The organism is Herbaspirillum rhizosphaerae (genome assembly GCF_001189965.1).
GTDB lineage: Bacteria > Pseudomonadota > Gammaproteobacteria > Burkholderiales > Burkholderiaceae_D > Herbaspirillum > Herbaspirillum rhizosphaerae.
Window position 1 is genome coordinate 273221 of record NZ_LFLU01000002.1, and the last position, 14427, is coordinate 287647.

At 59.9% G+C, this 14427-nt stretch carries 14 protein-coding genes; 5 read left to right on the top strand and 9 right to left on the bottom strand.

All coding sequences use genetic code 11. From position 1 onward, the window contains the following. Nucleotides 1–58 precede the first annotated feature (58 nt). The 3 genes from AKL25_RS04000 to AKL25_RS04010 form a co-directional block, all read right to left on the bottom strand. Nucleotides 59–694: an alpha/beta hydrolase gene (locus AKL25_RS04000; RefSeq protein WP_050476349.1), complete on the bottom strand. Its 636-nt coding sequence runs from the start codon at nt 692–694 to the stop codon at nt 59–61. A 22-nt stretch (nt 695–716) separates the two neighbouring features. Continuing rightward, the gene (locus AKL25_RS04005; protein ID WP_050476350.1) at nt 717–1055 is read right to left on the bottom strand and encodes a (2Fe-2S) ferredoxin domain-containing protein; all 339 of its coding nucleotides are present in this window, start codon (nt 1053–1055) and stop codon (nt 717–719) included. 61 nt (nt 1056–1116) lie between these two features. After that, complete coding sequence (locus AKL25_RS04010; RefSeq protein ID WP_050476351.1) at nt 1117–2271, bottom strand: VanZ family protein; 1155 nt, start codon at nt 2269–2271, stop codon at nt 1117–1119. A gap of 136 nt (nt 2272–2407) precedes the next feature. Between AKL25_RS04010 and AKL25_RS04015 the strand changes: the two genes are divergently transcribed. Further along, complete coding sequence (locus AKL25_RS04015; RefSeq protein WP_050476618.1) at nt 2408–3262, top strand: biotin--[acetyl-CoA-carboxylase] ligase; 855 nt, start codon at nt 2408–2410, stop codon at nt 3260–3262. A gap of 30 nt (nt 3263–3292) precedes the next feature. Here the strand turns inward: AKL25_RS04015 and AKL25_RS04020 are convergent, their stop codons facing one another. Further along, on the bottom strand, nt 3293–5482 hold the full coding sequence (locus AKL25_RS04020) for a tetratricopeptide repeat protein (RefSeq protein WP_157050477.1): 2190 nt from the start codon (nt 5480–5482) through the stop codon (nt 3293–3295). A 267-nt stretch (nt 5483–5749) separates the two neighbouring features. On the opposite strand from AKL25_RS04020, the gene AKL25_RS04025 reads away from it, so the two are divergent. From AKL25_RS04025 to argB, 3 genes are all read left to right on the top strand, one after another. Continuing rightward, nucleotides 5750–6511 carry a type III pantothenate kinase gene (locus AKL25_RS04025; protein WP_050476353.1) on the top strand — a complete coding sequence of 254 codons (762 nt, stop codon included), beginning with the start codon at nt 5750–5752 and terminating at the stop codon, nt 6509–6511. A 93-nt stretch (nt 6512–6604) separates the two neighbouring features. Then, nucleotides 6605–7363, top strand: coding sequence for an SPOR domain-containing protein (locus AKL25_RS04030; RefSeq protein ID WP_338034466.1), 759 nt, complete (start codon nt 6605–6607; stop codon nt 7361–7363). Nucleotides 7364–7515: 152 nt separating this feature from the next. Beyond that, nucleotides 7516–8415 carry an acetylglutamate kinase gene (gene argB, locus AKL25_RS04035; RefSeq protein WP_050476355.1) on the top strand — a complete coding sequence of 300 codons (900 nt, stop codon included), beginning with the start codon at nt 7516–7518 and terminating at the stop codon, nt 8413–8415. A gap of 105 nt (nt 8416–8520) precedes the next feature. Here argB and AKL25_RS04040 read toward each other — a convergent pair whose 3' ends face one another. Next, the gene (locus tag AKL25_RS04040) at nt 8521–9441 is read right to left on the bottom strand and encodes a TraB/GumN family protein (protein ID WP_050476356.1); all 921 of its coding nucleotides are present in this window, start codon (nt 9439–9441) and stop codon (nt 8521–8523) included. Nucleotides 9442–9814: 373 nt separating this feature from the next. Between AKL25_RS04040 and AKL25_RS04045 the strand changes: the two genes are divergently transcribed. Beyond that, entirely contained in the window at nt 9815–10543 is a 729-nt protein-coding gene (locus AKL25_RS04045; protein ID WP_050476357.1) for a pyrimidine 5'-nucleotidase, read from the top strand. Between the two features lie 32 nt (nt 10544–10575). On the opposite strand, the gene AKL25_RS04050 is transcribed toward AKL25_RS04045, so the two are convergent. From AKL25_RS04050 to AKL25_RS04065, 4 genes are all read right to left on the bottom strand, one after another. Next, on the bottom strand, nt 10576–11151 hold the full coding sequence (locus AKL25_RS04050) for a Fur family transcriptional regulator (protein ID WP_050476358.1): 576 nt from the start codon (nt 11149–11151) through the stop codon (nt 10576–10578). A gap of 125 nt (nt 11152–11276) precedes the next feature. Continuing rightward, complete coding sequence (xerC, locus tag AKL25_RS04055; RefSeq protein ID WP_050476359.1) at nt 11277–12257, bottom strand: tyrosine recombinase XerC; 981 nt, start codon at nt 12255–12257, stop codon at nt 11277–11279. A 28-nt stretch (nt 12258–12285) separates the two neighbouring features. Then, nucleotides 12286–12951: a DUF484 family protein gene (locus AKL25_RS04060; protein WP_050476619.1), complete on the bottom strand. Its 666-nt coding sequence runs from the start codon at nt 12949–12951 to the stop codon at nt 12286–12288. 241 nt (nt 12952–13192) lie between these two features. Next, complete coding sequence (locus AKL25_RS04065) at nt 13193–14371, bottom strand: porin (protein ID WP_050476360.1); 1179 nt, start codon at nt 14369–14371, stop codon at nt 13193–13195. Nucleotides 14372–14427: the final 56 nt, after the last annotated feature.

Below are 14427 nucleotides of genomic sequence, written 5' to 3' on the forward strand. Positions count from 1 at the left end.
GATTCCGAGCACCGGACGGCGCCGGCTGACGGTCTCGCAGTAGGAGCCAGAGCAGGTTTTAGCGATGCCACATTTGGACTATCAGGTTCTTGATATGTTGCAATTTTCTGTGAAAAAAATGATCCGAGCCCGGAATCACGATCACCGGCAGCTCCTGCGGGCGCGCCCAGTCGAGGACTGCGCTGAGCGGAATCGTGTCGTCCAGCTCGCCGTGAATCAGGATGGTATTGGCCGGCGCATCCGGCATCGGCCATTTGCCGGCGGCCGTGCCGACCAGCGCCAGGCGCTCGGCTGGCGCGCCTTCGGCGGTCAGGCGTTGTTGCAGTTGCGCCTGCACGAAGGTGCCGAACGAGAAGCCGCCCAGCGCCAGCGGCAACTCCGGATACTGCCGGCGCATGTGCGCGAGCAGCAGCGCCATGTCGTCGGTTTCGCCCTGGCCGTGGTCATGCACGCCTTCGGATTTGCCGACGCCGCGGAAATTCATGCGCACCGTCACGTAGCCGAGCGCGAGGAAAGAGCGCGCCAGCGTCTGCGCGACCTTGTTGTCCATGGTGCCGCCGAACAGCGGATGCGGATGGGCGACCAGCGCCAGGCCGCGCGGAGTGGCGAATTGCTCGGGGTCCGGCAGGTCCAGCGCGCATTCGAGCTGGCCGACTGCACCGGGGATCAGGAACGGTTGTGTTTGGGCGTTCATTGCGGGTGAGGTGTTCAGGTCTTCAGATTTTCAGGCGATCGACGATCTTGCCGCCGACGATGTGGGAGTCGATGATTTCATCGATGTCTTCGTTGTCGACGAAGGTGTACCAGGTGCCTTGCGGATAGATGACGACTACCGGGCCTTCTTCGCAGCGTTCGAGACAGCCGGCTTTGTTGATGCGGACCTTGCCTTCTCCGGCCAGGCCGAGTTGCTTGATGCGTTTCTTTGCGTGCTCTTGCGCCGCCTGCGCACCCTTGTCGGCGCAGCAGGTGCGTTCGCCGGGTTTGCGCTGATTCAGGCAAAAGAAAACGTGGTGTTCGTAGAAGGGCTTTTCTGGAGTGTCTGCGGTATCTGCCATGTCGGTGCTCGGGGAGGGGGGCGTAGGCCAAAGCATGCATGATACACCCTGGGACCGGACCTTATTTGGAGGCGGCGGGCTTGCGATGCACGGGGTGATACAGGAACCACAGCGCCAGGAAAGGCCACAGCACCGACAGGAATTGCGCGGCGCCGTCGAAATTCAGGAATTTGCCTTGCACCCAGGTCTGCAGCGTCGAGACGAAGTAGGGATTGGCCGGCACCGCATTGGTCGCCACCAGGCTGAAGATCAGCGCCAGTCCAGCGATGCGGCGTTGTGCGACAGGCGGGGCGAACGACAGGCCGGCCAGCATCAGCCCGCCGATGATCATGCCGCCGGCGGCGCCCGGCGTGAACCAGACGAAGGCGTTTTCCGGCGCAAAGAATAAAGCGCACGACAGCGACTTGATAAACACGGCTGCGAGCAGATAGACCGCCGTCAGCGCATTGCGCGGCGCTTGCTTGCGCAGCAGCAGGAGCATGGTCAGGATCGCGCCGGTCACGCCGCACGCGGTCACGATGATTTCGGCGAGCCAGTATTGTTCGGCCGTCAATTGTGCGCTGTTGGTCCACCAGGTTGCCAGATCGATCGGCGTATCGAGCAAGTCGGACAGCAGGCTCGACAGCGGCGGCACCAGGTGACCGAGGCCGAACAGGTGATTCTGCGGATAGATCAGCGCCAGCGGCCACAGTCCTATCACCACCAGCCCGCGGCTTGCTTCCCGCGAGAACCAGCGCCGGCGCAGCTCCAGCAGGCGGCTCTCGCGCAGGAAATAACGGCCGGTCCATGCGCCCAGCAAAGCGCCCAGCAGCGTGCCGCAACTATTCGTAATCAGGTCGAGATTGGAAGGGATGCGCGTGGGCAGATAAGTTTGCACCGCTTCCATCAGGGTCGACAGCGCGATACCTGCGACGGTGCTCAGGATGACCGCCCGATAAGAGCGGATGCGCGGATACAGCGCGAACACGACCAGCGCGCCGAAGGGTGCGTAGCCGACGATATTGGTCCACAGATCGAAGCCGGTCCAATAATACGGCAGGCGCGCCCACAGATAATCCCAGGGCTGCAGGCCCATGTCGCGCCAGCCGGCGAACGGATACCAACTGGCGTACACGATCAGCAAGGTATACATCAGCAGGCTGACTCGGGCGAACGACGACGCGGCCGGCTTGTTGACGGCGCGTGCCGGGGCCGTGGCAACGGCGGCGGAAGACATCGGCGCAGCAGGTGTAACCGGCGCTGGCGGGATGGCTGGCTGAGCAGATTGTGGAGGTCGGTGCGGGGCGTCCATGCTGGCGAGGGTACCCGATTTCTTCGTCGCTTGCATCTTCGACAACCGTTACAATGTGCCCATGTACGCCGCCGATTCCTCTTCTTCCAACGCTGTGACGACCGCCACCAGTATTTCCGCCGGGCGCATTGCCGCATTGATCGCGGCATCGAGCAATGACCACGCCAAACCGGTTGCCATCGAGGTGGTCGCCCAGACCGGCTCGACCAACGCCGATTTGCTCGCGCGCATCGCCAGTCTGACGACGCCGACCTTGCTCGTCGCCGAATCGCAGACGGCAGGTCGGGGACGCGCCGGCCGCGCCTGGCATACGACGGCGACATCGGCGCTGACGTTTTCGCTGGCGTGGAAATTCCGTCGTCCTCTGCACGCGTTGATCGGCTTGCCCCTGGCGATCGGCGTCGCGCTGGCTGAAGCGCTGCAGGTCTTCGGCGTCAAGGTGGAGCTGAAATGGCCGAACGACGTGCTGCGCGACGGCGCCAAGCTGGCCGGCATTCTGATTGAGACGGCGCAAAACAAGGCGACCGATTCCAAGGCAACGGCATCGACCTGGACCGTGATCGGCATCGGCGTGAATCTGGCGATGCCGCAGGATTTGCAAAACCGGATCGGGCGCGCCGTTGCGGACGTCTCCGAATTGCTCGGTCACGATCGGGAACGCTTGCTGGCCTTGTTGCTCAGCGCCTTGTCGGACGCATTGGCCGAATTCGATGCGCAGGGATTTTCGGTTTTCGCGGCACGCTGGAATCGGTTGCATGCTTACGCCGGTCGCGCCGTGCGCATCCTCGACAACGACCGTGTGGTGCACGAAGGCACGGCCGTCGGCGTGGACGACAAGGGCTGCTTCCTGATGGATACCGCAGGCGGACGCGTTGCCGTGGTGGCGGGCGACGTGTCTTTGCGCTTGCAGGAGTGACGTCCGGCCGCGGGCGGCGCCGGACGTAGTTTATGCCGGGACGTCGTAAGCGGCAGGCGGCAAACCGGCGACGCGCCGCTGATGCATGTAACGGTAAGCGTTTTCAATGTGACGGGTAAACAGTCCACTGTCGAACAAGGTGGCGCTCAGACGATTGGCGAGCAAGTGCTGCCGGTACCCGGCAAGCCGTTCGCGATCGGCGGCCAATGCAAGCGCCCGCTCCTCATATTCCGCAACCGACGTCGTAACCAGTTCAGGCAGACCGACGGCATGGAGCAAACTCGCTGCGACCCTGCCCGAGAAGGTATTGCCGATACGCGTGAGCACCGGCAGCCCCACCCACAAAGCATCGCTGGCGGTGGTGTGCGCGTTGTAGTTGCAGGTGTCGAGGAACAGGTCGGCCTGGCGATGACGGGCCAGATGCAATGCCAGTTCCATCTGTGGTGCAAATACCAGCCGGTCAGCATCGATACCGCGTTGTTTCGCTTCAGCGCGCAGGTTGGCGATCACCGTAGGGGTGTCGCCGAAGAGCCACAGCACGCTGCCGGCAACCTTGCCGAGTATCCTCATCCAGATGTCGAAGACTTGCGGCGTGATCTTGTAGTGGTTGTTGAAGCATGCAAAGACGAAGGCATCTTCGGGCAGACCCAGTTCACTCCGACTGAAGCTGCGCTCCGCGATGGCGCGGGTGCGATCATTGATCTGATACGAATGCGGCAGCCGGACGATTTGTTCGGAATAGTGTGTGGCGGCGGCATCAGGCGTGATCACCTTGTCGCCGATGAGGTAGTCGATATAAGGAGCTCCCAGCGTGCCGGGATAGCCGAGGTAGCTGACCTGCACCGGCGCTGCGCCGCATGCAAAAATTCCTATGCGCGAATCCTGCGTGTAGCCCTTCAGGTCTACCGCAATGTCGATGCCGATGTCGCGCGACATCGCGACGACAGCGGCGTCGCTCTCATGCCGTACGTCGATGAAGCGATCCATGGCGGACGAGACACGCTGGCGCATGGGGTCTGTGATGTCGGGGCCGTACGAAAAACCGATCAGTTCAAAAGCCTCTCTATCGTGTTTTTCAAATAATTCCGCCATCAGGTAAGTAGTGGCGTGGTTGTGGAAGTCCGCCGAGTAGTAGCCGATTTTGATTTTTTTCTTACCGGCGGCTGGCGGCCACTGCAGAGAATCGCGCTTGTCCGGATGCGTGATGTCACTGTAGAGTTCGGCGCAACGGCGGTTCAGCATCGGATCATCCGACATCGCCAGAAATGAAAACGGATCCGGCAAGGTCTGTTTGTGTGCGATCAGGATCTCCATGTTGCTGATAGCCTCATCCAGGCCGGCCCAGTCGCACAGAAGCATCTTGTTGCGCAGCCAGTATGCCTGCAACTGCTCGAAATCGGGATTGATTGCGCGGGCATGGGTGTAAGCCGTCATGGCTTCCTGATATCGTCTGCCAATGCTCAAGCTGATGCCTTTGTTGTACCAGGCGTCGATCGATTGCGGATCCAGTTTGAGTGCCTGATCGAAGGCTGCAAGCGCTTCTTCCAGGCGATCCTGGCTTTTCAGCGCCGTGCCGTAATTCACCCAGGTCTCCGATGACGCGGGGTTGATGGACAGTGCTTTTTGGTAGGCGCCCAGTGCCGCCGCATGGCGCTTCAGTGCATGCAAGGCTACCCCGCTGTTGGTCCACGATTCTGCATGATCCGGCGTGATGGCCAGGGCTTTGTCGTAGGCCGACAAAGCGTCGTCATAGCGTTCCATGGCGTTGCAGGTCGCGCCATAGTTGGACCAGGCGTCTGCGTAATACGGATTGATCGACAGCGCGCGCTCATAGCACGCCAGGGCTTCTTCGAAGCGCTTCTGATTGTTGAGCGAGCGGCCGTAGTTGAGCCATGCCTCTGCATGCTGCGGCGCCAGTTGCGTGGCTTTCTTGTGATGGGGGATGGACTCTTCTTCCTTGCCGGCCTCCGACAGTGTCTTCGCCAGATTGAAGTGCGCGAAATTGTTGCCGGGGTCGATGGAAACGGCTTTCTTCAGCAGTTTGACGGCTTCTTGCTTGTCGTTCTGGATGCCTTTGACGACGCCGAGGATATGCAGGGCGTCAAAATTCTTGGCGTGCAATTGCAGAACCTTCTGCAGCAATTGTTCGGCCTCGCTCAGTTTTCCTTGTTCGAAGTGCTGGACGGCTTGCCCCAGTAGAGCGTTGATTTGAGGATTCATGTGCCAGGAGTTTTTGAGGTTGGTTTTTCCGATGCCGCGATCATTGGCGTTCAGGCGGATCTGAAAGAAGGCCGGGAGCGTCTTGCCGACGCAATCCACCGTAGTCAGCCGCGATTATAGCCGAGCACGCGGGCGCCTCCGGAGGGCTGCGGTGCAATGCCGATGCGGCAAATTTCTTGTTTCGCCAATTTAAAAGCCCGATAATCCCTTTGGCGCAAAAATACCTGCTGCGTCCAACACCTAACGTCACCGAGGACAAGCGATCACATGTTGCTATTGATTGATGCTGGCAATACACGCGTCAAATGGGGCGTTCCCCGCGATGATGCATGGTCTGCGGAAATCGCCGGGCAGTGGCTGCATGCCGGAGCGGTCGCACGTGATGACGTGGATGCGTTGCCGCAGGCGTGGCAAGGTCTGACGGTGACGCGCGTTGTGGTCTCGAACGTGGCGGGGACCGGCATGCGGGAGGCGCTGGAGGCGAATGTGCGAGCGGCATGTGGCGATCGCATTGCGATTGAGTGGTTTGCCTCGCAGGCGCAATTGGCCGGCCTGCGCAATTTTTACAAACATCCTGCACAACTGGGTTGCGACCGTTTCGCTTCCGCCATCGGCGCGCATGCCTTGTTCCCGGATCGCGCGTTGATCGTTGCGACCTGCGGCACGGCGACCACGGTGGATGCAGTCACCGCCGACGGCGCGTTCATCGGCGGCATGATCCTGCCCGGCCTCGGCGTGATGGCGAGCTCGCTGGCGCTCAATACCGCCCAGCTGCCGCAGATACAGACGATCAGCGAAGTGACCACGCCGTTCGCTGACAATACGACCGATGCCATTATCGCCGGCTGCATCGCGGCGCAGACCGGGGCCATCGAGCGCGCAGTGGTCGGGCATCGCGCGCAGCATGGCGACGTGCTGTGCGTGGTGGCCGGCGGCGCGGGACCTTTGCTGGCATCGTATCTGGCGATGCCCTGCGAAAAGGTCGATAATCTTGTGTTGATCGGGCTGCATGTGGCAGCGAGCGTCTGAGGCTTTCTCTTTCTTGATAAACCGGGCTGACCGTTATCTATGCTGAAATTGTTTTTTTGGCTATTGCTGCTTGCGAATGGCGTGTTGTTCGCGATGAACCGCGGTTATCTGGGCGCGACGGCTTCCGAACGCCACGAGCCCAAGCGCATGGCGCAGCAGTTGCAACCTGAAACGCTGACCATCCTGCCGCCCAACAGCGCGAAGCTGGTGACGCCGGCCAGAGCGGCGGAACAGGCGGCAACGGAAGCCGACAAGAACGCCAAGGCTGCTGCCGATGCACCGCCTCCGCTGGCCGGCGCCAAGCCCGAGCAGAAAGCGGATGCCAGGGCCGAGGTGAAGCCGGACGCCAAGGAAGCCCCCAAAGCGGCTCCCAAGGCAGAGACCATCGCCTGCACGGAAATAGGCAACTTCAACACTGTCGAGGCGCGTAAATTCGAAGCGCAACTGGCCAGCCTGCGCCTGCCTGCCAAGCCGGTGCCGCGCAGCGTGCAGGAAGCGGCCAGCCACATGGTCTACATTCCCTCGCAAGACGGCAAGGACGGCGCCGACCGTAAAGCCGCCGAGCTGCGCCGGCTCGGCATTCAGGATTTTTATGTGATCCCCGAGTCGCAATCCAACCCAACGCTGCGCTGGTCGATATCGCTGGGCGTCTTCAAGACGGAAGAGGCCGCCAAGGCTTACATCGGGCAGTTGATCCCGCAAGGCGTGCGCAGCGCGCGCATCATGGCGCGCAATGTCACCTCGACCAGGCAGGCGTATCAATGGCGCGACATCGACGCGGCGACCAAGGCGTCTCTCGATAGCCTCAAGGAAAAATTCCCGAATCAGGAAATGCGCAATTGCACGGGTTAAAACGGCCTGCGCTAAGGTGGGCGCGGCTTGCAAGGCGCAGGTTGATTTGGCATACGTGCCGATAAAACACAACATCGGCAACAATGGCGTCGCGCTTTCCATGTAAAATCGCGGACATTCCGAATATCTCTTCACAGCCCAGGATTTGCGCTATGACCGACTTGACCGATCTGACCGACGTTGCCCCTCAAATCAAGGCCGAAATCCTGGCCGAAGCCTTGCCGTACATCCGCAAATTCCACGGCAAGACCATCGTCGTCAAATACGGCGGCAATGCCATGACCGAAGAGCGCCTGAAGCACGGCTTTGCGCGCGATGTGATCCTGCTGAAACTGGTCGGCATGAATCCGGTCGTGGTGCACGGCGGCGGTCCGCAAATCGACAACGCGCTCAAGAAGATCGGCAAGCAAGGCACCTTCGTGCAAGGCATGCGCATCACCGACGAAGAAACCATGGAAGTGGTGGAGTGGGTGCTGGGCGGCGAAGTGCAGCAGGATATCGTGATGCTGATCAACCACTACGGCGGCCAGGCAGTCGGCCTGACCGGCAAGGACGGCGGCCTGATCCGCGCGCACAAGATGCGCATGCCGGACAAGGAAAATCCGGGCCAATTCCTGGACATCGGTTTCGTCGGCGAGATCGAAGCGATCAATCCGGCCGTGGTCAAGGCGCTGCAGGACGATGCTTTCATCCCGATCATTTCGCCGATCGGATTCGGTGACGACGGTCAGGCATACAACATCAATGCAGACGTGGTGGCGGGTAAGATCGCCGAGATCCTGCATGCCGAAAAGCTGATCATGATGACCAATATTGCCGGCGTGCAAGACAAAAAAGGCAATTTGCTGACCGACCTGTCGGCGCGCGAAATCGACGAGATGTTCGAAGACGGCACGATTTCCGGCGGCATGCTGCCGAAGATTTCGTCGGCGCTGGATGCCGCCAAGTCGGGCGTCAACACGGTTCACATCATCGACGGCCGCATCGAGCACTCGCTGCTGCTGGAAGTGCTGACCGAGCAGGCTTTCGGCACCATGATCCGTTCGCACTGATCGCATAGACTTTCGCTGCATAAAAGCAAGGCGCTCCGGGGAGACCGGGAGCGCCTTTTTTCATTCTTGCCCCGGTGCACGGCGGCAGCGAGGCGAAGACAAGCCTCAGTAGAGGCGTTCGATCGTATAGCCGCGTTGTTTCAGTAAGGCCGGCACGCTTGTCGGTCCGACCAGGTGGAGGATGCCGATGGCGGCGAAGACGCCGTCCTGCTGCCCCAGCAGCGCGGCGATGCGATCGGTGAGCGAGGGATTGCGCTGATCGAGCAACACCTCCCTGGTGAAGCGACCGACGAAACTCTTGTCGCTCTCCATCTCGTCCAGCAGGCCTTGCAAACCATCGAGGTTGCCGGTGCGCCAGCATTCCGCCAGTTCCACCACCTTGGCCGCGCTGTCGGGGTCGTTCAGTTCCTTGATGGTGTCTTCCAGCAGCAGGTTCTGCTGCCGTTCGCTCAGGGCGCCGAACAAGGCCAGTTGCGTTGCTGCACCTTCCAGCTCGATCACCGGCTTGTTGCGTTTCTTGACGATGTCGGCGAGATAGCTGTCGACGGCGAGTTCGGAGCGATATCCCTTGCTGTCGAATTCCTGGACGGTCAGCAGGCTGGCGATCATCCATGGGCGAAAGCGCGCGACGGTATCGGGGGCGACATGATATTTCTGCAGCGCCGTCTCCAGCTGTTGACGCAGTTGCGGAGGCAGTTCGGTGCGATAGCTCTTGCCGTCGGGATAGAAGCCGTATTGCAGGACTGCTGCCTGCATGGCCGGAATTTTCTGCGGATCGATTTCCAGCGCAATGGCGGGGGCTTGTTCGAGCGCCTGCATGACGCGCGGCGCCAGCGGGTAGAAATTGTCGGCGCCGACGTGGATGGTGCCGAACAGATACAGGGTGTGATGTGCGTCCTGAACTTTGAAGAGCGCACCGTGTTGCCCTTTGCCCCCAGCTTCCTGCGTTGAGCTTGCCGCGCCCGCAGCAGGCAGATAAAGGCAGAGCAGCCAGGCGAATGTCACTATAATCAGGCGTCGCACCATTGAGTGTCCTTCTTCATTTCATCCAGTTTTATTGTGCCGAATATTAGAACCCATTTCACCCCTTTCCGCGAGTGCGAACAGTCCTGTTTGGGAGGTAGTGCAAGGCGCGTCGCGCAGCCAAGGGTGCCCCTTGCAGGTCGCTGCAAGCGTGAACCGCTACGCAGGCGGACAGCATGCTGTCCGAATTCCCTGCTACACCCCTTGGCAAGCGGCGCAACGCAGCAATACGCCCAAACAGGCTGTTCCCTCCGGGTTCTTGCCCAAAGAGTTGCTGGCTGCGTTGCGCTCCTTGCGTGTAGCACCGCTACGCGACGCGTCGCACGCCTTGCCAGTAACTCTTTGGGCAAGAACGCATCTCGCGGAAAGGGGTGAAATGGGTTCTCAACCGCTCTGGCTTTTCGATCTCGACAACACCCTCCACAACGCTTCGCACGCAATTTTCCCGGCGATCAACGCCAACATGAACGTGTTCATGGAGCGTGTGTTGAAAGAGCAGGGCTTGCCGTCCGATCAGGATGCCGTCAATGCATTGCGCCAGCGCTACTGGCGTTTGTATGGCGCGACCTTGCTGGGGATGGTGCAGCATCACCAGGTGCTGCCGGATGATTTCTTGCGCGAGGCGCATCACTTTGATGATCTGTTCGACATGATCCGCGCCGAGCGCGGCTTGCTGAACATGCTCAAGCGCTTGCCGGGGCGCAAGATTCTGCTGACGAACGCGCCCTTGCGCTATTCGCGTGATGTGGTGCGCCATCTCGGGCTGCACCGGCATTTCGACCAGCACATTTCCATCGAATCGATGCGCGTGCACCGCCAACTGAAACCCAAGCCGTCGCGGCAAATGTTGCGCAAGCTGCTGGCGCGCGAGCGTGTCGCTGCACATCGCTGCGTGCTGGTGGAAGATACGCCGGCCAACCTGAAATCAGCCAAGGAGCTGGGTTTGCGTACGGCATGGGTGACGCAGTATCTGGCGGGTAATCCACACTTCTCTTCAGCAGGCGTGCGCCGCATGCTGACGATGCATCCGTCTTATGTCGATGTGAAAGTACGTTCAGTGCGGCAGCTGAACGGCCATTTGCGCCGTCTGGTTCTGCGCGCCTAGTTAAAGTACTAGACGACGCACCAGCCTTTGGCTCAATCGGCGCAGTCGGCGCACCAGCCTTTGATGGTCAATTCGATTTCGTGACTCTGAAACCCTTTGCCCAGCGATTTTTGCAGGGCGGTCTGGAGTTGCGCTGCGGTCGTCTGGCGCTTGCCGGATGAAGGCAAAACGCTTTCCAGAAAACCTGCTTCACCGCTGCCGTCGAGGCAAAACACGCGCGCACAGCGGGTGCATTTGAAGTGGCCATGCTGGTGTTGCGGATGGCCATGGGCATGCTGATGGGCGCCGTGGTCGTGATGTTCCGCGCCGGCGCCGGCGTTGTAGCGGAAGATGCGGTCGTCGCTGGCGATCTTGTGCGCCAGGCCGGCTTCGGTCAGGCAGTCCAGCGCGCGGTACAGCGTGACGCGATCCATGTCGACCAACTGATCCTGAATATCCTGATGCGACACGGCGCTGCGTGCGCTGAGCAAGGCTGCCATGACGCTGACGCGCGCTTGCGTGACGCGCACAGAGGCGTCGCGCAATTGCAATTCAGCCAATGCCTGTGCTTTGGCCGGTTCGTGGGCGAGAGCGGTAGGCATGGCGGTGTCGGCTGGCTTGGATTTCATGGGGTGTCTGCTGGGATTGCGGCCTGGAAGTAAAAGCCTCTGGACGAATTATGCCGCAATTCGCGGTGGCGGGCTTCCTGCTTGTTCGGTTCGGCGCAATTTGGCGTCACCGCGTCTCGACGTGGCTATTTCGGCGCGACTTTTTTGGCGCGCGGATGGGCGGCGTCGTAGACCTGGGCCAGGCGCTGGAAATCGAGCGAAGTATAGACCTGCGTTGCCGTGATGGACGCGTGGCCAAGCATTTCCTGCACGGCGCGCAAATCGCCGGAGCCTTGCAGGACGTGCGATGCGAAGGAGTGGCGCAAGACATGGGGATGCACATTGGTCGCCATGCCGAGCGCCTGGCCGTGCGCCTTGATGCGCAATTGCGTCACGCGCGCCGACATGCGGGCGCCGCGTTCGCTCAGGAAAAGTGCACGCCGATCGGCGTCGGCGTGGTTCGCCAGCACGCTTTCTCGCGCCGAGAGCCAGCTTTTCAGCGCCTGCATCGCCGGTTGTCCCACCGGCACGCTGCGCATCTTGTTGCCCTTGCCGGTGACGGTGACTTCGCAGCTGTCCATGTCTACCCATCCGGAGGAAGTATAGCCCGCTTCGTGATGGTAGCGGGCGTCCAGGCCAACCAGCTCGGACACGCGCAGGCCGCTTGAATAGAGCAGTTCGAACATGGCGAGGTTGCAGCGCTGCGCCGGCGCGTCGGCATCCTTCAATGGGTTGCTTTGCGACACCAGCTGCACCGCGTCGTCGGCAGCCAGCGCCTTGGGCAAGGGTTTGGCTTTTTTTGGGGCTTTGACGCCATCGACAGGGTTCGACTTCAATCCGCCTGATTCCGACAGCCAGCCGTAGAAGCCGCGCCATGCAGACAGCTTGCGCGCAATGGAACGGGCATTGAGTCCCTTGCCATGCAATTGCGCAGCAAATTTGCGGATCTGAAAGTGGGCAACAGCATCGAGGGCGACGCCGGCCGCCTGCGCCAGCGCATTCAGCTCAGCCAGATCGCGGGCGTAGCTGCTGATGGTGTGGGGCGACAGCATGCGTTGGTTCTGCAGGCTGTCGAGATAGTTTTCGACTTGACGATCAGCAGCGACTGAGGTGGGTTCGGCGCTCACACGAGTGGTCGAAGAGAAAAGGGATATTTCAGTGTAGCAGGCAGGCCAGGGCGGCGCTGGCGGTTTCGCCGATGCGCGTCAGGAAGTCTGTGCCCATTTCCGCCGAGAAGCGGCTCGGATCGGGAGAACCCAGCACCAGCAGGCCGAACGCTTCAGGCGCCGCACCGACGCGCAGCGGCAGCATCGAGATGGATTTGACCGACGTAGCGTCTTCGAGCCAGCCGGCGGCTTCGAATTCATTGTTCGGGCCGCAGAACGGTGTGGTCAGGCCATTCGCGAAAATGCGCGCGTCTTCCGATACGGTGGCGGTGAACCAGTTGCCGTTGTGCTTTTCGTCGATATTCCACAGGCGCAAGGTGACCTGGGGCACATTGAAGATGCTTTGCAGATTGCCGGACAAGGTCTGCGGCAGGTCGCTGTCATTGCGGGCCAGCAGCAAGGAGCGCGTCCACGATTGGAATTTGCTGGTGATCTCGTCGTTCTCCTGTGCGATGCGCATCAGGTCTGCCATGTGCAGTTCCTGCACCTTGATCTTCTCACGCAGGATTTCCATCTGGCGCTCTTGCAGGGAAATGGCGCGTCCCAGCAATGGGCTGGTAAGTCGGATCCGGCCGAGCAACTCCGCATGCTCTTCGAAGAAGTGCGGATGGTCGAGCAAGTAATCGGCGATCGAATCGGAGTCCAGAGGAGTCATGTGCATGCTTGTTGGGTTGAGTGTTTTTTGCGGCATCACGCTCCAGGCGCAGCCGGGCTTGCATATCCGCAATATCGCGAGATTATCTACGCTATCGCTGGTGCTGACAACTTTTTAATCAGGTGACGAAGACTTGGTGCTTACCAATAAAAACGGGCTTACATGATTGCTCATGTAAGCCCGAATTGTTCAATCAAGTTCTGATTCTGACGTTTGCACGTCAGAGCTTCAGAGACTTAAATTAGAACTTGTGACGGATACCAACAGTAACTGCTGTTTGGCTAGCGTCGTTACCAGTTGTGTCAGCAAACACGCCTGGGTTCTTCATGTCTTTAGCACGCAGGTTCGACACGAATGCGTACAAGTCTGTACGCTTCGACAGCCAGTAGTCTGTACCAATGTTGAATTGGGTCAGCTTGCCCTTGCCGCTCAGATTGTCGAAATCAGCACGAGTGTACTGAACGCTACCCAGCAGTTTCAACGAAGGAGTCAGCGAGTAAGCTGTGCCCAATTCGTACATGTCAGCCTTCTTCGACAGGCCCAGAGTAGCGCCAGTCAGACGAGTTGCTTGGGTCAGGCCAGTCACTGCAGCAGTGTTCAAGTCTTGCTTGACGCGCGAGTAGTTACCATACACGCGTGCAGGACCGAACTGGTAGCTGGCAACAACGTTCAACACTTTAGCAGCCGAGCTACCTGCGTTGATAGTGCCCAGAGTAGCCGAGCTTGCGATCAGGGAAGTATCGCTAGGTGTAGGACCTTGCTTCGATTGGTAGTAGTTGATACCCAGACCCAGTGGGCCGTTGTCGTACTTACCACCCAGACCGAACGATTGGCCGGCGCTAGTCTTGCCAGCTGTTTCGCCGAAACCGTACATCAGGTTACCGGTGAAGCCACCCAGGTTGTTGGTAGTGTAGCTGATCGAGTTGTTGGTACGTGTACCTTGCAGACGGTTCAGACCCGAACCCGAGTTCGAAGTAACGCCGCCGAAATCGTTCACAGCTGTGTAAGCGCTGATTGTGTCAGCAAAGTCAGTTTGACGACCCAGCAGCACGGAGCCGAAGCCACCAGCCAGACCAACAACCGACTTACGACGGAACAAGTTGTTCGAAGTTGTCGAATCTTGACCGTTCAAAGCGCCGTTGTCGTTGTTGAAGCCAGTTTCCAGTTGGAACACTGCATTCAGACCACCGCCCAGATCTTCAACGCCCTTGAAGCCGATACGCGAACCTTGGATAACGCCGGAGTTGACAGCAAACTTGCTGCCAGTGTTGATGTTGCCAGCAGTGCTGCTTGGAGTAGCAGCCTTGCTTGTGTATGTGATACCGGTATCAACGATACCGTAGATAGTGACGGAGCTTTGTGCTTGTGCAGCACCTGCAAACGCGCCGAGAACGGCCAGTGCAAGCAGAGATTTTTTCATTTGACATCCTTCTATAAAAATAGTCTTGAGGATCCGTACATCTAGTCGGATGGTGA

Bases quoted from the DNA above. Each gene is read 5' to 3' on its own strand.
- AKL25_RS04005 (WP_050476350.1), bottom strand. From the start codon at position 1,055: ATGGCAGATACCGCAGACACTCCAGAAAAGCCCTTCTACGAACACCAC.
- AKL25_RS04010 (WP_050476351.1), bottom strand. From the start codon at position 2,271: ATGTCTTCCGCCGCCGTTGCCACGGCCCCGGCACGCGCCGTCAACAAG.
- AKL25_RS04050 (WP_050476358.1), bottom strand. From the start codon at position 11,151: ATGAAATCCAAGCCAGCCGACACCGCCATGCCTACCGCTCTCGCCCAC.
- AKL25_RS04040 (WP_050476356.1), bottom strand. From the start codon at position 9,441: ATGGTGCGACGCCTGATTATAGTGACATTCGCCTGGCTGCTCTGCCTT.
- AKL25_RS04020 (WP_157050477.1), bottom strand. From the start codon at position 5,482: ATGAATCCTCAAATCAACGCTCTACTGGGGCAAGCCGTCCAGCACTTC.
- argB (WP_050476355.1), top strand. From the start codon at position 7,516: ATGACCGACTTGACCGATCTGACCGACGTTGCCCCTCAAATCAAGGCC.
- AKL25_RS04065 (WP_050476360.1), bottom strand. From the start codon at position 14,371: ATGAAAAAATCTCTGCTTGCACTGGCCGTTCTCGGCGCGTTTGCAGGT.
- AKL25_RS04025 (WP_050476353.1), top strand. From the start codon at position 5,750: ATGTTGCTATTGATTGATGCTGGCAATACACGCGTCAAATGGGGCGTT.
- AKL25_RS04015 (WP_050476618.1), top strand. From the start codon at position 2,408: ATGTACGCCGCCGATTCCTCTTCTTCCAACGCTGTGACGACCGCCACC.
- AKL25_RS04045 (WP_050476357.1), top strand. From the start codon at position 9,815: ATGGGTTCTCAACCGCTCTGGCTTTTCGATCTCGACAACACCCTCCAC.
- AKL25_RS04000 (WP_050476349.1), bottom strand. From the start codon at position 694: ATGAACGCCCAAACACAACCGTTCCTGATCCCCGGTGCAGTCGGCCAG.
- AKL25_RS04030 (WP_338034466.1), top strand. From the start codon at position 6,605: ATGAACCGCGGTTATCTGGGCGCGACGGCTTCCGAACGCCACGAGCCC.
- AKL25_RS04060 (WP_050476619.1), bottom strand. From the start codon at position 12,951: ATGACTCCTCTGGACTCCGATTCGATCGCCGATTACTTGCTCGACCAT.